This window comes from Azospira oryzae, assembly GCF_004217225.1.
Taxonomy (GTDB): domain Bacteria; phylum Pseudomonadota; class Gammaproteobacteria; order Burkholderiales; family Rhodocyclaceae; genus Azospira; species Azospira oryzae.
On sequence record NZ_SHKM01000002.1, the window covers coordinates 407,196 to 426,140 of the forward strand.

The 18,945-nt window shown below is 62.3% G+C and carries 11 protein-coding genes; all 11 read right to left on the minus strand.

The features are described from left to right. Window positions 1-66 precede the first annotated feature (66 nt). On the minus strand, window positions 67-4,359 hold the full coding sequence (locus tag EV678_RS11030) for a PAS domain S-box protein (protein ID WP_130459573.1): 4,293 nt from the start codon (window positions 4,357-4,359) through the stop codon (window positions 67-69). Then, entirely contained in the window at window positions 4,356-5,024 is a 669-nt protein-coding gene (locus EV678_RS11035) for a histidine phosphatase family protein (RefSeq protein WP_130459574.1), read from the minus strand. The genes EV678_RS11030 and EV678_RS11035 overlap by 4 nt, the downstream gene beginning before the upstream one ends. Beyond that, a complete protein-coding gene (locus EV678_RS11040; protein WP_130459575.1) occupies window positions 5,021-6,172 on the minus strand; it encodes an HD-GYP domain-containing protein in 1,152 nt (383 codons plus the stop codon). The genes EV678_RS11035 and EV678_RS11040 overlap by 4 nt, the downstream gene beginning before the upstream one ends. Before the next feature lie 759 nt (window positions 6,173-6,931). Further along, entirely contained in the window at window positions 6,932-11,752 is a 4,821-nt protein-coding gene (locus tag EV678_RS11045; protein ID WP_130459576.1) for a filamentous hemagglutinin N-terminal domain-containing protein, read from the minus strand. Between the two features lie 37 nt (window positions 11,753-11,789). After that, window positions 11,790-12,638, minus strand: coding sequence for a peptidylprolyl isomerase (locus EV678_RS11050; protein WP_130459577.1), 849 nt, complete (start codon window positions 12,636-12,638; stop codon window positions 11,790-11,792). Between the two features lie 11 nt (window positions 12,639-12,649). After that, window positions 12,650-14,284 (minus strand): ShlB/FhaC/HecB family hemolysin secretion/activation protein, encoded by a 1,635-nt coding sequence (locus EV678_RS11055; RefSeq protein ID WP_165397506.1) that lies wholly within the window; start codon window positions 14,282-14,284, stop codon window positions 12,650-12,652. 389 nt (window positions 14,285-14,673) lie between these two features. After that, on the minus strand, window positions 14,674-15,621 hold the full coding sequence (gene lipA / locus EV678_RS11060) for a lipoyl synthase (protein WP_130459579.1): 948 nt from the start codon (window positions 15,619-15,621) through the stop codon (window positions 14,674-14,676). Next, the gene (gene lipB, locus EV678_RS11065; protein ID WP_235832472.1) at window positions 15,618-16,175 is read right to left on the minus strand and encodes a lipoyl(octanoyl) transferase LipB; all 558 of its coding nucleotides are present in this window, start codon (window positions 16,173-16,175) and stop codon (window positions 15,618-15,620) included. The genes lipA and lipB overlap by 4 nt, the downstream gene beginning before the upstream one ends. A gap of 83 nt (window positions 16,176-16,258) precedes the next feature. After that, a complete protein-coding gene (locus EV678_RS11070) occupies window positions 16,259-16,558 on the minus strand; it encodes an HP0495 family protein (protein WP_014236008.1) in 300 nt (99 codons plus the stop codon). 23 nt (window positions 16,559-16,581) lie between these two features. Next, a complete protein-coding gene (locus EV678_RS11075; RefSeq protein WP_130459581.1) occupies window positions 16,582-17,445 on the minus strand; it encodes a D-amino acid aminotransferase in 864 nt (287 codons plus the stop codon). Between the two features lie 27 nt (window positions 17,446-17,472). After that, on the minus strand, window positions 17,473-18,642 hold the full coding sequence (locus tag EV678_RS11080; protein WP_014236006.1) for a D-alanyl-D-alanine carboxypeptidase family protein: 1,170 nt from the start codon (window positions 18,640-18,642) through the stop codon (window positions 17,473-17,475). Window positions 18,643-18,945: the final 303 nt, after the last annotated feature.

The window sequence follows — 18,945 nt, forward strand, 5'->3', positions numbered from 1 at the left end:
TATAGGAGCCGCCCCTGCCCTGGCCCTGCGACAAAAAGTCGCATTTCCGTACGGTGTTGTACGGGGTTATGCCCCCTTCATTGAGGCTGCCGGCGGCCCCTCCTTCTGCAGACGGGGTTCGGCGTCGATCAGGGCCTGCAGGGTATGCAGGGCCTCTTCCAGGTTGAAGTCGTCGATCTGGGCGGCCAGGGTGCGCACCTCCGCCCCCAGGGCCGCCTCCAGCGTGGGGCGCAGGCTCTGGAAGGTGCGGGAGGCATCCAGGTCGTCCACCGCCAGCTGGCGCTGCAGGACCTCCACCTCCCGGCCCAGCTGAGCCCAGTCGATGCCCGGGGCCGCTGCCTCAACCGCTCCCTCCAGACCTGCGAGGGCCGCATTGAATTCGGCCAGGGCCCCTTCCAGCCGGGCCAGGCGCGCATCCACCTCGGCCTGGGGCAGGCTGCCGCGCAGGGCCTCTTCCAGGGCCAGGGTATGGGCCTGGATGACAGCGAGTCCGAGGGAGCCGGCCAGGCCCTTGAGGGTATGCACCACCCGGGCGGCCTCGGCCGTTTCGCCGAAACCGAGACAGGCTTCGATGCGGCGGCCGTCGCCGCCGTGGTCGACGGAAAACTTGCGCAGGAACTGGGCCAGCCGGGTCCGGTTGCCCCGCACCACCCGCAGGGCCTGGGCCAGCTCCAGGCCGGGAACGGCCTCCAGGGCGGCTGCCAGGGCATCGGCCGTCGCCGCCGGCGCCTCGGCGGCAGGCAGCGGCGGCCGCGCCACCACGTCCCGGCTGGGTTCGGGCAGCCAGCGCAGCAGGGTGCCGTAGAGCTGGTCCGGGTCCACCGGCTTGGCCACATGGTCGTTCATGCCGGCGGCGATGCACAGGTCCCGGTCTTCGCTGAAGGCGTTGGCGGTCATGGCCAGGATCGGGGTGCCGGCGTAGCCCGGCAGGGCCCGGATCTGGCGGGCGGCCTCCAGGCCGTCCATCACCGGCATCTGGATGTCCATCAGGATCAGGGCGTAGGCCTTGCCCCGGGCCAGTTCCAGGGCCTCCTTGCCGTTCTCCGCCAGGTCCACCGCCAGGCCCACGTGGCGCAGCAGTTCCAGGGCCACCTCCTGGTTGAGGGGATTGTCCTCCGCCAGGAGGATGCGCTGGTTGCGGTAGCGGGCCAGACTGCGCTCCATCTCGTCCCCCGGGCTGCGGGACAGGGGCGGGGTGTCGCCGAAGGCCCCTTCCAGGGCCACCAGGACGCTGGCCGGCGTCACCGGCTTGGCGATGAAGGCGGCAAAGCCTGCTTCACTCAGGGCCGTGGCGGGGATGTCCTTGGCGGCACTGACCAGCAGCTGCTGGGGCTGCACGTTGAGGGGCAGGGTCCGGATGCACCGCCCTGTCTCCAGCCCGTCGGGCGGCGGCATCAGCCAGTCCAGCAGCACCAGCTGGTAGGGGTCCCCCAGCCGGTCCGCGGCCAGGACCGCATCCAGGGCCGCCTCGCCGGAGGCCGCCGTATCCACCCGGGTGCCCAGGGCCGCCAGGGTGTGGGCCAGGGATTCCCGCGCGTCCTCGCTGTCGTCCACCGCCAGGGCCCGCAGATTGCGGGGCAGGCAGGGCGGCAGTTCCAGATGGTCGTGGGCGGCGACGCTGCCGAAGGGGGCCTCGATCCAGAAGGTGCTGCCCTTGCCCGGTTCGCTGTCCACCCCGACCCGGCCGCCCATCATCTCCGCCAGGCGCCGGGAAATGGCCAGGCCCAGGCCGGTGCCGCCGTACTGCCGGGTGGTGGAGACGTCGGCCTGGGTGAAGGCCTGGAACAGGCATTGCTGCTGCTCCCGGCTGAGGCCGATGCCCGTGTCCGCCACCTCCAGTCGCACCCACAGGCTGTCGGCCTCCTGGCGGGCGACGTAGCCGCGCACGACGACGCTGCCCCGCTCGGTGAACTTCACCGCATTGCCGACGAAGTTGAGCAGCACCTGGCCCAGGCGCAGGCCGTCGCCGTGCAGGGCTGGCGGCAGGCGGGCGATGTCCACCACCACCTCCAGGCCCTTGGCCTCGGCCTTCTCGGCCACCAGGGTGCACACGTTGTGGATGACCCGGTCCACCTCGAAATCCGTCGGCTCCAGGCTCATCTTGCCGGCCTCGATCTTGGAGAAGTCCAGGATGTCGTTGATGATGCCCAGCAGGTGGTGGGCGGCGTTGCTGACCTTGTCCAGCTGCTGGCGCTGGCGCTCGGTGGCGATGTCGCGGCGGATCAGGTGGGTGAGGCCGATGATGGCGTTCATCGGGGTGCGGATCTCGTGGCTCATGTTGGCCAGGAAGGAACTCTTGGAACGGTTGGCCGCCTCCGCCGCCTCCTTGGCCGCCGCCAGCTCGGCGGTGCGGGCCGCCACCAATTCCTCCAGCTGGTTCTGGTAGCGCAGCAGGGCCCGCTCGTTTTCCTTGGCCTCGGTGATGTCGGTCCACACCGAGGAGAGATAGTCCCGGCCGTTCAGGCGCAGCACCTTCACCGTCACCCAGAAATCCCGCAGGCTGCCGTCCTTGTGGCGGCGCTGGTTCTCGAAGGCCGCCTCGCGCTGGGCCAGGATCTGGGCCCGGCGCGCATCCACTCCGGCCCGGTCGTGCACGCCCTGGATGTCGTAGACGCTGAGCTTGGCGAACTCCTCCCGGGTGTAGCCGAGACACTCGCAGGCGGCATCGTTGAACTCGGCGAAGGTCATGGTTTCGGCGTCGATCAGCACGATGCCGATGGCGGCCTGGTTGGTGATGGAGCGGAAGATCTTCTCCCGCTGCTTGAGGGTCTCCGAGGCGTCCTTGATGGCGGTGATGTCCTGCACCATACCGATGCCGCGCAGGGGCTTGCCCGCCTCGTCGAATTCCAGTTCGGCCCGCTGCCGCACCCACTTCACCGTACCGTCCACCACCATGCGGTGCTCGATGTCGAACTCGGCCCCCTCCAGGGCTGCCAGCCAGGCGGAGCGCACCCAGGCCCGGTCGTCCCCATGCACCTGGGCGAGGAATTCGTCGAAGCCGACGCCGTGGTCCCAGGGCACGCCCAGCAGGTGGTGGGCCTCTTCGGACCAGTGCAGCAGGTTGGCGGGAATGTCGATCTTCCAGCTGCCAATGCGGGCCACCGTCTGGGTCCGCTTCAGGGCCGCCTCGCTCTGCCGCAGGGTTTCCTGGGACTGGTGCAGGGGCGTGATGTCCCGGGCCACCCCGAGCACCCCCAGCACCACCCCGTCCCGGTCATAGATGGGCGTCTTGATGGTTTCCACCAGCTCCCGGTGTCCGTCGGCGGCGAACACCAGCCATTCCTCGTTGCGGCTGGCATGGCCGAGGGCCATGGCGCGGCGGTCGTTGTCGCGGAAGAAGTCCGCCAGCTCCCGGCCGACGAAGTCATAGTCGGTGCGGCCGACGATTTCCGCCTCCCGGTGCCCGAAGAGGCTCTCGAAACGGGAGTTGCAGGCCAGATAGATGCCGGCGGGGTCCTTCAGCCAGACCAGGTCGGGCATGCCCTGGATGAGGGACTTGAGATGCTGGCGCTCGGCCTCCAGGGCGGCCTGCATGTGGCCCCGGGCCACCACCGCCTCGCGGAAGGCCAGCACGGCCTTGGCCATGTCGGTCAACAAGCCGCCGCCGGGCATCCGGCTCAGGTGCTCCACCTCCCGCAGGCTGAGCCCCCCGTCCTCGCTCAGGCTCAGCTGTTGCAGGGAATCGACGATGAGGGACAGCTGGCGGGTGACGAAATAGGTGACGAAGAACCACAGCAGCCCCATCACCGTGATGCCGAGCACGCCGATGAGCAGGGTGCGCTGGACGTAGTCGTCCATATTGCGCTCGGCGGCGTCGATGCGGGCGTGGGTGCGCTGGGTCAGCAGAGCCGATACGTTCTGCGCATGTTCGGCAAAGGCCAGGTAGCGGGCCGTGGCCTGGGCCACGTGGCTGTCCGCCACCCGCAGATCCACAGCGATGATGTCCGTGGCCATGATGCTGTAGTGCTGGTAGTCCTTGAAATCCACCAGGATCTGCTTCAGTTCCCCATCCACCTCCGGCCCCAGGCCGGGGACGTTGGACAGCCGCTGCAGCAGGGATTCCATGTCCTTCAGGCGGTCCACCACCTGCACGTGCACCTGGTAGGCGGCCGCCTCCTCCACGGTGCCGGCCTTGGCCTGGCGCAGGGTGGCGTTGATCAGCTGCTGCACCGCCAGCATGTCGTGCCCCAGGCGGGAGGCATCCGCCACCATCTGCAGGTCGTTGACCTGCTGCAGGTTGGACAGCTGCTGCTCGTCCCGCAGGGAGGAAAGGGACCAGTAACTGTAGGCCGCCGCCATGACCACCACCAGGATCACTGGCAGGAAGAAGATGAGGAAGAAGGTGAAACGACGTTTCATGGCTTGTGCAGCAGTTCAGGCCAGCGCCGGGGGGGGATGCTGGCAACGTAGATGAAACCCTTGTCTCCCAGGGGCCGGATGATGACTGCCGTGCCTTCCGGCTTGACGAAATAGCCCATGAGGTCCGCCAGGTTCGGCGCATGGGCCAGCACCACCCGGTTGGTGCCGGCCGGCACCGGCAGGGAGAGCAGGCGGCGGGTGCTTTCCAGGATCGGCCGCTTTTCCTCCGTCGTCAGGTTGGCGGTGTACATGAGCAGGGGATCCACCGTGTAGCGCTTGCCGAAGGCCGCCTCGGCCGACTCCTTGGCCCGGCACAGGGGGCTGACAAAAATGTCGCCCAGCGGAATGCGGGCCTCCCGCATGGCCTGCCCCACCTCCGTCATCAGCTGGCGCCCGGCTTCGGTCAAAGGCCGCTGGGTGGCACAGTCGTTGAGGTCCACGGCCGGCACCCGGTCGGGCCGGGTGCTGTCGGTGATGCCATGGCGCAGGTAGATGACGTAGCCGCCCTCGCGCAGTTGCTGCAACTGCTCCCGGGTGGCCAGCTTCTCGACAAAGGCCGGCAGGGGCTCGGCCAGGGCACGGCCCCAGGGCACGAGCGCAGCCGCCAGGCAGAGCAGCAGGCGCAGCCGGGCAGCCAGGGCGGAATGGGATGAACGGCGCGTCATGAGGTGCCGTCCGCGTAGCGCTGGGCGATGTCGGCGAAGCGGTCCTGGATGGCCAGGAAGGCATCGACCACATCCGGATCGAAATGGGTGCCCCGCCCTTCCACCAGCAGGGCCACGGCCTGCTCCAGGGGAAAGGCCTTCTTGTAGTGGCGCTTGCAGGTGAGGGCGTCGAAGACGTCGGCCAGGGCCATGAGGCGGGCCGGGATGGGGATGGCATCGCCCCGCAGGCCCTGGGGGTAGCCGGAGCCGTCCCATTTTTCGTGATGGCCCAGGGCGATGTGGCGGGCCACCACGAGGAAGTCCAGGGGCGTATTGCCCTGCAGCTCGTCCAGGCGCGCCCGGTCGCCCCCCACCACCCGCTCGATGGCCGCCTCGATGGCTTCGGCGCCGATCAGGCTGTGGGTCTTCATGATCTCGAATTCCTCCGGCGTCAGCCGGGCCGGCTTGAGCAGGATCTGGTCGGGAATGCCCACCTTGCCGATATCGTGCAGGGGGGCCGCCTTGGCGATGAGCTGGCGCTGGGCGGCGGAAAGGGCGTGGCGGAAGCGGGGATGGTCCTGCAGCTGCTGCATCAGGGCCTCCACATAGGCCTGGGTGCGGTAGAGGTGGTTGCCGGTCTCGTTGTCCCTCTTTTCCGCCAGCAGGGCCAGGGCATTCAGGCTGACGTCCTTGATCAGGTCATTCTCCCGCATGCGGCGGCTGACCTCGCCCTCCAGGTAGCCGTTCTGGTCCCGCAGCCAGTCCCGGGCATCCTTCAGTTCCAGGTGGGTGCGCACCCGTGCCAGGAGGATGGCGGGGCGGATCGGCTTGGTGATGTAATCCACGGCCCCCAGGGAAAGGCCGTATTCCTCGTCCTGGTCGCCGTCCATGGCGGTGACGAACATCACCGGAATGTCCCGGGTATAAGGGTCCTGGCGCAGTTCGGCGAGCACGGCGTAGCCGTCCATCTCCGGCATCATCACATCCAGCAGGATCAGGTCCGGACGGGGATCGCTGCGCGCCACCTTGAGGGCCCGCATGCCGGAATTGGCCACGCGCACGCGGAAAAAGGGCTGCAGCAGGCCGCCGATGACCGTCAGGTTCTCCCCGGTATCGTCCACCACCAGGATGGTCTTGTCGCTGCGCCCGGCGGCGCCGTTTTCCCCCATGTCCCTATCCTTGTTCTGGTCTTTTTCGTGACGCCTGCAGCATCTGCCCAGTATGCCGCCAAAACGGCGGGAAAAAACCCGGGGCGATGCCTAGGCCGGCAAAAAAATGCCAGGGCCATGGGGAACATAGCAAACAAAAACGCCGGGCCACAAGGCACCGGCGTTTCCAGGCGGGGTTCGGAAACTATGTGCCGGCGTCAGACCACGTGTTAATCACTGGAGGGGAAAAGCGATATCCCAAATTAACCAAGAACTCTCAGATAACGGAGAGTGAGTCGATGGCGTAAGGGAGGCGGACTCTGATGGCGCTTTCAAAGGAGTTGCTTATGGGCAAGGCGTTGGGGTGAATTTTTCAGGACCGGCTGATTACGGGGTTTTTCAATATTTCGTGCATTTACCAACATCCGCAGGGGATGAAAAATAAACATCCAACTTAGAAAAACCATTAAGTGAAGACAAACAATTACTCATATTTTCACTCTTTATCTACAACTGAGCTAGACGCTTTTTCCTCACTATAGGTTTTTCGCACTCGCCGCCATGGTGCATTATCAAAAGGTCTCAGACCCATACCACTAGATCGCCCAGAGAATCCTCCAATTGACATACATACCATACCGCCCCCCCATAGCAACATGCGGGCTACATATGAAACATCTAGTGTTACAGATAAGAAAATACCCCACCCCCCTATCACCAATAGGAAAACAATGGCCCACCAGCGAAGCTGGCCGTCTTTTATTACGAAATTATCATCCATTATTTTAAAACTTTATTTAAATAGTCCTTAAATTCAACCCCAAATTTACTACTTTTAAAAAAATCAACCATTTCGTTTGAGACAGGAGAAAGCATCCTGCCATACAAACTTCTTTCAAGAGCTGTACCTATGAATGTTCCGCCGGCATCCAAGGTTAGCTGACCAATATTAGGTCGCAGCAACTGCTCCACAACCATTGATCCAAATCCAATTACTGTGGCGCCACCTTGAAGAAATATCGCTTCTGGTTGATGAGGCCCCGGAACTGCGGATACAGCACCTGCAGTGCTAGCAACAATTCCTGAGCCTCTATTTACCGTTGCAGCAAAATCCGCCGTATTTTCTCTTGCTTCAACCAATTTGTTATTAGCACTGACCAACGACTCAAAATTTCTCTGCAACAACAAAACGTCATTTTCATTATTCCAATCAATCGCTCTCCCAAGAGTAAACTGGGTAAAACTCAAAGCAGATGCTTTTAGACTCAACAACTGACAGTTCAATGCGGCACCTGTGAAACACCCTGCTTCCTTCCTTGCAATCGCATACGCTTCGCGCTGAGCTTCTGTTAAGCGATTATTAATAGCCGCATTTTGTGCTGCCAATGCAGCTACCGCTCCGTCCCCTCCCGATTTGTCAGCAAGAATACCCCCAATTAATGTAGTCAGCCCAACATAGACTGCTTGTGATGTTGTGGTATAGCTTCCTGTGCTCGGGTCAATAGGCAAATCAATCAAATTCCCAATAATTGATTCACTAACAGCTCCTATCGCACCTGATGCACTATCTTGCCCTTTAAGACTGGCAGAGACTGCACCCAAAACACCATGAGCAACAGTTTGAATACCGGGAGCCCCCCCCCCCCATTTCTGTCCAATCCCGTTTGCAGCAATCGCCGCCAGATCATTAACCGTGCTATTGAGAAGAGCGGAGCCAAAGCTACCAGCATCTTGGCCATAAACCAACTGACCGATACCAGCACTCACCAATGCTCGCCCGCCAATGCCAATCAAGTTGTCAGGCAAGGTTGAGAAATCAAATTTTGCTAATTTTGTTCCCGTACCAGCAATGTCTTGAACGCCAGCAATTTGATTTAGGCTCTTTCCATCAAAAAACTTACCATTCGTCAGGCCGGCGGAAAGGCCTGCCATCAAGCCGGACTTGATCAGGCTTCCGGCATCAATGCTGCCGGTGAGAATCAGCTGGCTGCCGGCATTACTGGCCATAGCCGTCAGGCTCGAGGCGACCATGGTATTGGCAAGCCCACCGGAACCAACCAAGGCATTGACCTGAGGCCCAACCCAGAAGGAAATGGCCACGCTAACCGCCAACGCCGCCAACTGCTTGTATTTGGCGGAACTGTCGGCATGGAACTTGGTAAAGGTGTTGTCCTTGGTGCTCTGATAGGTGAACTTGCTGCCCATCTGCTTGGCCAGATCGGCACTGATGTCCTTGCCACCGGACTCGAATTCCCCGGCAATGCTGGTAATGCGGTCCACGTTGAGCTTCAGGTTGGCTGCCCCGATGAAACCGCCGGGCTGAACCTTGTCGCCCCAGACCTCCAGATAGCCGCCTTCCATGTCTTCGGTGTAACGGCCCCAGTAGGCAGAACGCTTCTGGTTGATCAGTTTTCCTGCCGTGATGGTCAGATCGCCTTCAGCCAGGATGTAGCCGCTGTTGGTCACAGCCCCCTTGTCGGCATCAATCACCACCTCGCCGCCACGGACCATGCCACCGGCAACGTTTACCAGGCTTTCACGAGTGCTCTGGGGCAAGTAGACCCTCGGTACCAGGGCGGTATAAACCTTGCCGTCCGGGCCGGTAATGCTCTCTTCGACGTACCATAGGATCGGCTCGGTCAGCTTGGCCTGCTGGGCCTCCGTCAGGGCGACACCTAGCTTGATGCCTTCGGCCAAGGCAAATCGGCCAGCCGCATCGATCAGCTTGGCCCGTTGCTGTTCCTCCGCACTTTTCCCCGTTTCTGCGTCGTAGCCCAGTCCGACCAGGAACAGGGTCTGGCCAGTTTCCCGCAGGGCGGCATCCCGCAACGCCTGTTGTTCCAGACGGGCATCAAAAAGGAAGGGCAAGGCGGTATTGCGCAGTTCCGCCGGCAGCAGGTTGTTCAAGGTCTGGCCACCCACGGGTGCCAGCAGGCTGAGGCGGGCACCGCTGCTGAAAAGGGTGGTCGCATCAGGAGTGAAGGTGGCGCCAGCAGGAAGCCCTTGGCTGCCCAGGTTGATGACCGAATCCGGTAACCGGGTGGCAGGGGTCTGGACGTTATAGTCCGTGATCCCATTGGTCAGATTTCCTCCCAGATAGATACCCCCCCCCTGGATCAGGCCGCTATTGGTCTGGGTTGGCGCCGTGATGCCGACAATCCCGGGAGCCTGGATGGTGGCGGAGGCATTAAGATAAGCCTTCATCTCGTGGGAGCCACCGCCGGCCCAGACATTGCCGTAGAAGACCGTTTTTCCGGCTATGTTGCGCAGCTCACCGGCATCAATATAGACATCCCGTCCCGCCGTCATCAGGCTTGCCTGATTGCTGAGCAGACCACTGACCAGGACGTTTAAATCACGCCCTGCGGAGAAGGTGCCGGGGGAATCCTGCCGGGTAATGTCGAGATAGAAGATGGGAGACTCGAGCCCCGAATCCAGGTGCAGGCTGTTGCGGTTGTTGAGGGTTACCCGGGAGTTCTTCCACATCCAGTCCGGGGAGGCCTCTCCCAGCAACTTAAGCTGGCTCAACGGATCATTGACGTAGGTCAGGACGTTATTGACGTACCCGGACAGACTGTGAGCGACGTACCGCTCCGTCTTGCTTCCCGCAGTGTTCTCCAGGGAGGCCGCTTCCAGCGTGATGTCGCGCCCCGCCTCCACGGTAGCCTTCTGGTTGGACAAGGCGCCCCCCACGACCATGGTGACATCTTGCTTGGCCAGGATCAGACCCTGATTGGTGAGATTGCCAGCCGTCTGAATTTGAAGGTCGCGGACGGCCTCCAGCGTATCGGCATTCGTAAAACTGTTGGCGCTGATGAGGAGATCACGGCCGGCGTCAAACCGGGTTTCTCCTGTGCCATTGGTATAGTCGGCGAAGGCCAGATACAGGTCGCGTCCGGCCCCCACTTCTCCGCCCAGATCGCCGTTGATGGATGTCGCAAGAGAGAGGTCCTGGCCGGCCAGCAGTTTGCCGCCGCCATTGTGGGAACCGCTACCGAGTGACAACACGGCATCGGTGATGGCCTGAATAGTGCCGCTATTGGTTAACGTACCAAAGATGCCATTGAGGTCGGCCCGCCCCAGTACTTTTCCCTGGTTGTCGAACTGGGTAAAGAGGAGCTCCAGGTAACCGGCTGCCTCGATCGTAGCGCTGCTGGCATTGCTGCCGTTGGCCGCCACAATGCCAAGCTGCCCCAGCGAGAGCACACTGCCGCTGTTACTGAATGAACCGCTAGCATTGCCCACCGACAAAACCATAGTTCCACCGGAAGACAGGGTGCCGGTGTTATCGATGCCATCGACGGCTTCCAGAGTCAGGGCGGAACCATGATTGAACGTTCCGCTGTTTTGAATCCGCTGCGCCTCGATTGAGAGGCCGCTGCCCCCGGCCAGAATACCGGTCGTCGGGGCAGAAAGGTCCAGTGTCACCCCCGGCATGACCATGGCCAGTTGCGCTCCTGCCTGAATCTTGCCGGCGCTATTGTCCAGCCCCAAAGCCATTACTACGCCGTCGCGACCGGCAGAGACGTGGGCACCTCGGTTATCAAGAGAGGCCGCATCTAGCCAGAGGTCACGACCTGCCGCCAATTGTTCCTGGTTGGTCACTCCACCTTGGGCATAGACGTCTACATCACGGGTTGCCGTCGCCTGACGCACAACCACGTCGCCGGATGCGCTGATCAACAGATCACCGGCAGTTGCCGCCAATCGTCCATCTGTTCGTACGCCCATCCCACCTGCAGTGGACACCAACTTGATGGACCCCGCATTCATAGCGCCCAGGAGGCTACCGTCGATCGCCCAGTCCTGGCCGATAGCCGCCTTGGTATTGGCAGGGTCCACTCCCAGAATCGTCAGTGTTTGGCGATCAACTGTCTGACGGCCCGCCAGAAGGTTCAAAGCACCGCTGACACCTACGGGAGCATTGATGTTCAGGGTCTGAGCCACCATGTCGAGACGATCAATGGTGGCGGCAAGCCCCTGACCGGTGATTTCGATACGCCCGCCATTAATCTGAAATGCCAGCGCCGTGGCTGTATCAAAGGCAGTACCGGCGCCGAGGGCATCCCGGTAGGAGGGGGTACCCGTAGTCAGGGTTACATGACTGGTATTGATGAAACCGCAGCCGTTGCATGTCACACCGTTAGGGTTGGCCACGATGACCTTGGCCGAATCCCCCACCACGGCCAGAGGACCGTTCAACTGACTGGGAATAGCCGAAACCACTTCGTTGAGAATCAACGATGCGGTGCCGTTAGTCAGATTGGGATTGCCTGCAATGGAACCACCCAGGGCACTGGTTACCGTCGTCTTGCTGTTGTTGAGCAACAAGCCAACCGGATCCACATCGAACCTCTGGTATCGGTTGTGACTGATCCCTGCCCCGTTGGGTGTGGCGATATTGACGATGGGGATGCCACTCGGTGTTGTCCCGACGTCGGGTTTCAGATTCGTTGGAGCAGAAGCATCGGCAATGGGCCCAGCAAAAACCAGCCCCGTTGGCGACAGGCAGAGCCAGGCAGCCAGGGCCGCAGCGGAAAAGCGCTGGCGGCTGCTGTGGATATCAACAGGAGATTCGGAAGATTTGTGGCGACGGGACATGGCCTTGCTCCGAGGTGCGACAGGTACCGGAAGGGGATTACTCGATGCGGGCAGTTCCAATAAGGCGCCCCATCAGACGGGCAGTAGCCTTCTCAAGAGCCTGGCCTTCCAACAACTGGCGCAGCTGGGGCTTCACCGTGGCGTAATCTGGCACTTTGGTTGGCCGTACCTCATCGACTCGTACTAGGTAGAAACGGCCGTCAGCTGCCAGCGGTTCGGCCGGCAGCGCTCCAACCGGTAAAGTTGCCGCCAGGTTCGCCAGAGGCACAGGAACACCCTGGGTCTTGCCTTGTTCTGCCGGCAGCTTGAAGGACACCCACTCCATGGCACCGCCGAGGGCGGCAGAAGGCAGAACGCTGTGCTTGCGGGCAAGTGCGTCAAACGACTCCCCTTTGCGAAGACGCTCGAGAATCTGAGTGGCGGATTCCTTGTCCGTTAGGGCAATCAACCGCAATTTGTATTCTTTGTCTCCCAGGGTCGAAACAATCGCCTCGTAACGTGCCCGCACTTCTGCCTCCGAAACCGGCTCAGGCTTTACCTCCTGCCTCAAGTAGATCTGGGCCATGGCTTCAGTCTCGGCTTGCTTACGGGCTTCGACTACTAGGGGATGGTTTTGCAGCTTGAGTTTCAAGGCGGCTTGACGCAGAACCTCCTGGGAAACCAACTGGGCCCGCAGGGCCTCACGCAGTTCTGGGGAATCCTGGATGCCCTTGATCAAGGCCCCTTGCACCGCCAGTTCGATACGGTCAGCAGGAATGGTCACCCCATTGACCTTGATGGCTGAAGATTTCGGGGAGGAGGCAACGCTACCCTGCCCTGCTGCCAAGACAGTGGAAGCTGAAATGCAAAGAGAGAACGCAAGCAGACAAAGGGAATGACGAGGCATGACGGTAGCGCCTAGAACATAAGTGAAAGGGAGAAATGGAGACGCTGCTCCCGGGATATTCCGGGCGGGGCAGTCAGGGGACGTGCCCAGGTGAAATCAGCTGCAATGTCTTTCCAGCCAGTGCGAAAGCCGAAACCGGCCGATGCAATCCTCTGGTCTAGGCTGTCTGCCAAGAGGCGTGCTCGCGCCGCATCCAGGCTAATGAAGGGATCAAAACGCACCCCTGAGGATTTCAGGGAGTCCGGCAACAGCAAGCTCGAAGCTGTAGTCCAGAGCAATTCGTTGCGCATGAATTGCCCTCGGTCTCCCGCTATCACCCCTTCCTTGAAGCCACGCACGCTACTTGCCCCTCCATAGAAGGACTGCTCCTGCCCTGGCAAGCCCATGCGGGCAAACTGCCCGGCCAGAGTGCTTCGGAGGGCCAGATGGGAACTAAGCATGAGGGACACACCCAAAGTGCTATCCCACTTCTCAAACTGGTTGTGAGGTGCGCTACGGGGCGTATTGGGGAGGTCACCATCTCCACCGAAGTGGGGAATTCCTTGGGAGTAGCCGAGATCGGCAGTGAGTGCTCCTATCGGCATCCTGACCAGAAGGGACCCGGCGAGGCGGCCACTGATCTGTTGCTGGGGCGTCAGGGCAATCGAGTCCAAATGTCTTTGGGAATCCCGCATGGCCAAGGATGCGTCCAGCGCAAAACGTGTGCTCTGATTGCGCAACACCACGTGATTCCAGGCCAGCGTATGGCTCTTGGAATGGTTGTGCATGGTGATAGTACCGGCCAGCAGGTTGTGGCTCTCCGACTGGGCGTAGGCATAACTCAGCGTACCGAAGCCAACGGGAACCGACACCGAGAGCAGCTCTGATCGCGTGTTCTTCGACTCAACCGAAGTCAGTGACCAGGCATCCCAGAGCCCCAGTAGATTGTCGAATTCAACTCCGAGACGCTGGCGTTTTTCCCCTGTAGCGGTCTGACCGAAGTTATCTACGCCGAGGGAAACTCGCCAAGGCTTTTCTGCTCTGGTATCTATAGAGAGTTCCGAGCCCCCTGGGCTTTGCCCCGGCAGAATCTGGGCCTCAGCCCGGCGTGAGCGCAAACGGTTGATCTGGTCTACGGCCTGTTCCAGTTCGTCCATGCGCAAGGCTTCCCCGCTCTCCATTGGGAAGGCGCTACGCGCTGTCATGGCCGGTTCCTGTCCATCCACCTTGATCTTTTCGATCAAGCCGGGAATCACCGTTATTTCCAGGCGGCCGGAGGCAAGATTCTGCGGACCCAGATAGGCACGGGTCGTGACAAACCCTTTGCGTATATAAGCCTCGGTAACGCGCCCGAGGAGCATATCTATGGCTTTGGGCCCCATGGAGGTCCCGACGAATGGGGCTACCAGATCAGCCTTCTCCGAGGCTGAAAGGACCGTATCACCGACAATGTCGATCCTTGAAATCTGAAATACCGGACCGTCGGGACGATCCGGCGTGGCGGGCGGTGCGACAGGGGATTCCGGGCGGGGAATTACAGGTGCAGGGCGACTTAGGCTGTCTTCCCGCTCTCGGTTGCGCTGCTCTTCAAGCAGACGAACCCCTTCATCGCGAAGGACCTGGGCTTGTGTTGCAATGGGGGCGAGCGAAAAAAGGAAAAGTGCCAAGGCCGCTCTGCTCTTCCTCCCTGAAAGAACAGTGGGCATTGCGATTCTGTTTTCTTACCGGCATGACCGGCGGATATTGATAATGAATCGCGGATGCTAGATCGGCACAAATTTTTTCAGTACCCGTAAATCTACGTACGCCTATGTCATTCGACATATTACAAATAGCAGGGACCCCATCTTTATCCAAAAGGAAAACGACCCGGATGGGATGTTCGTGAGCAATCGTTTATCGGCAACTTTGGCTGAGAAGCAGACGAAAAAATGCCACTCACGAGAGTGGCATTTTTAAGAACGTATGTGCGGCTAGCTACAGGACGCTACGTCTAATCCAGAATAATTCTGTTCGCTCCAGAATAGCGATATTCAGTCCACCATATCATTAGAATTTACACCACGCCGGCAGTGTGGGCCTGCTGATCTGCCCAATAGGAGCTGCGTACCATGGCGCCGCAGGCGGCCCCGGAAAAACCCATTTCCTTGGCTTTTTCCTCGTACATCTTGAACACGTCGGGATGGACGTAGCGCTGCACCGGCAGGTGGTGGTTGGAGGGGGCCAGGTACTGGCCGATGGTCAGCAGCTCCACGTTATGGGCCCGCAGGTCGCGCATGACTTCGAGGATTTCCTCATCGGTCTCGCCCAGACCCACCATCAGGCCGGACTTGGTGGGCACCTGGGGGTAGCGGGCCTTGAACTGCTTGAGGAACTGCAGGGAGTGTTCGTAATCGGCGCCGGGACGGGCCTGCTTGTAGAGGCGGGGCACGGTTTCCAGGTTGTGGTTGAGCACGTCGGGCAGGCCCTGGCCGAGCACGTCCACCGCCACTTCCAGGCGGCCGCGGAAGTCGGGCACCAGGGTCTCGATGGTGGTCTTGGGGGAGGATTCGCGCACCGCTTTGATGACATCCACGAAGTGCTGGGCGCCGCCGTCCCGCAGGTCGTCCCGGTCCACGCTGGTGATGACCACGTACTTGAGCTTGAGCTTGGAGACGGATTCGGCCAGATGGGCCGGCTCCAGGGGATCGGGGGGCAGGGGCTTGCCGTGGCCCACGTCGCAGAAGGGGCAACGGCGGGTGCAGATGTCGCCCAGGATCATGAAGGTGGCGGTGCCGCGGCCGAAGCATTCGCCGATATTGGGGCAGGCGGCCTCTTCGCACACGGTGTGCAGCTTCTGTTCCCGCAGCAGCTGCTTGATCTCGCCGAAGCGGCCGGCGTCGTTGCCGGCCTTGACGCGGATCCAGCTGGGCTTTTTCAGCGTCTCTTCGACCGGCACGATCTTGATGGGAATCCGGGCGGTCTTCAGTTCGCCTTTTTGCTTGACGCCGCGTTCGCTGCTCATTGAGTCTTCTCCAGTTGTGCCACGAGATGCCGGGTAAGGTCCGCCGTTGCTTGTGGCAGGGTCCGGGCCACGCCCAGGTCCTTCAGTTGGGTCACCGGCATGCCGGCATACCCGCAGGGGTTGATGGCCTGGAAGGGCGACAGGTCCATGTCCACATTGAGGCTGACGCCGTGGTAGCTGCGGCCGTTGCGGATGCGCAGGCCCAGGGCCGCCACCTTGGCCGGGCCCACGTACACGCCGGGGGCGCCGTCGTGACGTTCGGCAACGATGCCGTATTCGGCCAGCAGGTCGATCACCGCCTGCTCGATGCGGCTCACCAGTTCCCGCACCTTGAGGTTGCGCCGGGGCAGGTCCAGCAGCAGGTACACCACCGCCTGGCCGGGGCCGTGGTAGGTGACCTGGCCGCCCCGGTCGATCTTCACCAGGGGAATGCCGATGTCCCGCAGCACGTGCTCCGGCTTGCCCGCCTGACCCAGGGTGTAGACCGGCGGGTGCTCCACCTGCCACAGCTCGTCCGGGGTTTCCGGGGTGCGGGCGGCGGTTAAGGCCTGCATCGCCTCCCAGGTGGGCACGTAGTCTGCCCGACCCAGTTCGCGGATGACCAGCGGGGAAATCACTTAGGTCCGTCCGCCGCCGCTTACAGCACCACCTTCACCAGGGGGTGGCCGGACAGTTCCCGATACAGGTTGTCCAGCTGCTCCTTGGAGGTGGCGGTGACGGTGCAGGTCAGGGAGATGTAGGTGCCCTTGCTGGAGGGACGCATTTCCATGGAGGCGCCGTCGAATTCCGGATCGTGCTTCTGCACCACGGTGAGGATGGTCTGGGCGAAATCCACTTCCATCTTGCCCATGATCTTGAGGGGGAAGGCGCAGGGGAATTCGAGCAGGGTTTCCTGCCGGCTTTGGGGATTGTCGGGATTGGCTGGGGTCTGGCTCATGGTGTTCTCTTGCTCGATTCGGCTCAGGCGTCGGCACGGCGCATCACCTGATTCTTGAAGTCCTGGTACAGCGCATTCATGCGGGCGGCCAGGGGGCCGGGCCTGCCGTCGGCCACGGGGGCGTCGTCGATGCGGGTGATGGGCAGCACTTCCTTGGTGGAGGATGTGACCCAGACCTCGTCGGCGCTGCGGAGTTCCGCTTCTGCCACCGGACGTACCTGGGTTGGAATGCCGTTGGCCGTCGCCAGCTCCAGCACCACGTCATAGGTGACGCCGGGCAGGATCAGATTGCTCTTGGGCGGCGCCAGGATCACCCCGTCCTGCACCACCAGCACGTTGGAGGCGGAGCCTTCCATGACCAGGCCGTCCCGCAGCAGGATGGTCTCCGTGCAGCCGGCAGCGGCGGAAAGCTGGCGCAGCAGCACGTTGGCCACCAGGGAGACGGTCTTCAGGTCGCAGCGCAGCCAGCGGAAATCCTCGGCGGTGAGGGCGGTGCCCCCCGTGGCCAGCAGTTCGGCGGAGGGCGTCGGCAGGCGGTCGGCGTAGGCGAAGACGGTGGGGGGCACGGCCGGCCTGGGGAAGGCCTGGTCCCGCACCGGGGCGGCACCCCGGGTCACCTGCAGGTAGACGCCCTGGTCCTCGCTGCCGTGGTCATCGACCAGACGCTGCACCACCTCCGCCCACTGCTCCTTGGAGAGGGGATTGGCCAGCTGCAGGGCGGCCAGGGTGCGCTCCAGGCGCTCCAGGTGCTGCTGCAGGCGGAAGGGGCGGCGGGAATAGACCGGGATCACCTCGTAGGCGCCGTCGCCGAAGAGGAAGCCCCGGTCCATGGGGGAAATGCGGGCCTCGTCCAGAGGCAGGTAGTTGCCGTTGAGGTAGGCCAGCATGTTCCCTCCGTCAGCTAGAGGAGCAGTTTATTTGAACCACAGCTTGATGCTGTCGATGCCGCGCCCCAGGATGCCGGCCACGGGCACGGCGTCCAGGGCCACCACCGGGTATTCGCCGTAAGGCTTGCCGTCCAGGCTGACCTTCATGGTGCCGATGACCTGGCCCTGGCTCACCGGGGCCACCAGGGGCTGCTTCGATTCCAGCTGGGCCTGGATCCGGCTCGAGTAGCCCTTGGGCACGGCCAGGATGAAGTCGTTCTGGAAGCCGGCGCGGACGGTGTTGTCCTTGCCCTTGAACACCTTCAGCTCGGACACGGTCTGGTTCTTGGTGTACAGGGAGACGGCGTCGTAATACTGGAAGCCGTGGTTGAGCAGCTTGAGGGATTCCTGGGCGCGCATGCCGTCGCTCTCGGCGCCGAGCAGGACGGAGAGCAGGCGCCGGGGCCCGCGCTTGGAGGAGGAGATGAGGCAGTAGCCGGCGGATTCGGTGTGGCCGGTCTTCACCCCGTCCACCGTGGGATCGGCCCACAGCAGGCGGTTGCGGTTGGGCTGGGTGATGTTGTTGTAGCGGAATTCCTTCATGGAGTAGTACTTGGCGTACTCCGTGGGGAAGTCGCGGATGATGGCGGTGGTCAGGGTGGCCAGGTCCCGGGCGGTGGCGTAGTGCTCCGGATCGGGCAGGCCGGTGGCGTTCATGTAGTGGGTGTTCTTCATCCCCAGGCGGGCCGCCTCCTGGTTCATCATCTGGGCGAAGCGCTCCTCGGAGCCGGCGATGGCCTCGGCCAGGGCGACGCAGGCGTCGTTGCCGGACTGCACGATCATGCCTTTGATCAGGTCTTCCACCGGCACCTGGGTACCGACCTTGATGAACATCTTGGAGCCGCCGGTGCGCCAGGCCTTCTCGGTGACGGGCACGCCCTGGTCCAGCTTCAGCACGCCCTGCTTGAGGGCGGAGAAGGTCAGGTAGGCCGTCATCAGCTTGGTCAGGGAGGCGGGATCGACGCGCTGGTCGGCGTTTTCGGCCACCAGGGTCTGGCCGGAGCCGAATTCCACCAGCAGCCAGGCCTTGGCGGCGATGCCGGGAGCCGGGGGCATCTGCTGGGCGCCGGCGGGGCCAGCCAGCAGCAGGGAAGCGCAGCCGGCGAGGACGGAAGCACGGAAAACGGAAGAGAAGCGGCGGGAAATTCGGTCAGACATGCCGGTCAGGCTCCAGCGGGAGAAAAGCGCTTGATTATAGCGCAGCCGGGCTGGCCCTTCCGGCCGGGACCGGCCGTAACCTGCCGATCTTAGGGACTTGCCGCAGTAAGTGAACTCACTGACACGATGCACCTGGGCGGTGCGTTATACTCGCCCGTGTCAGTTTTCGGTCAGGTTTCTGACCCTGGCGTGACACCCCGGCGGATTCGCCCCCCATCGCCGCATCCTGACGGCATTCCCTGAGAAGTCCTGGATCGGTTACGCTCCTCATGGAGCGCGCCCGGGGCATGGTTGTGCCCTGTG

What these genes read in the sequence shown, in the direction of transcription:
- EV678_RS11030 (WP_130459573.1), bottom strand. Translation starts at nt 4,359, where the DNA reads ATGAAACGTCGTTTCACCTTCTTCCTCATCTTCTTCCTGCCAGTGATC.
- EV678_RS11035 (WP_130459574.1), bottom strand. Translation starts at nt 5,024, where the DNA reads ATGACGCGCCGTTCATCCCATTCCGCCCTGGCTGCCCGGCTGCGCCTG.
- EV678_RS11040 (WP_130459575.1), bottom strand. Translation starts at nt 6,172, where the DNA reads ATGGGGGAAAACGGCGCCGCCGGGCGCAGCGACAAGACCATCCTGGTG.
- EV678_RS11045 (WP_130459576.1), bottom strand. Translation starts at nt 11,752, where the DNA reads ATGTCCCGTCGCCACAAATCTTCCGAATCTCCTGTTGATATCCACAGC.
- EV678_RS11050 (WP_130459577.1), bottom strand. Translation starts at nt 12,638, where the DNA reads ATGCCTCGTCATTCCCTTTGTCTGCTTGCGTTCTCTCTTTGCATTTCA.
- lipA (WP_130459579.1), bottom strand. Translation starts at nt 15,621, where the DNA reads ATGAGCAGCGAACGCGGCGTCAAGCAAAAAGGCGAACTGAAGACCGCC.
- lipB (WP_235832472.1), bottom strand. Translation starts at nt 16,175, where the DNA reads ATGCAGGCCTTAACCGCCGCCCGCACCCCGGAAACCCCGGACGAGCTG.
- EV678_RS11070 (WP_014236008.1), bottom strand. Translation starts at nt 16,558, where the DNA reads ATGAGCCAGACCCCAGCCAATCCCGACAATCCCCAAAGCCGGCAGGAA.
- EV678_RS11075 (WP_130459581.1), bottom strand. Translation starts at nt 17,445, where the DNA reads ATGCTGGCCTACCTCAACGGCAACTACCTGCCTCTGGACGAGGCCCGC.
- EV678_RS11080 (WP_014236006.1), bottom strand. Translation starts at nt 18,642, where the DNA reads ATGTCTGACCGAATTTCCCGCCGCTTCTCTTCCGTTTTCCGTGCTTCC.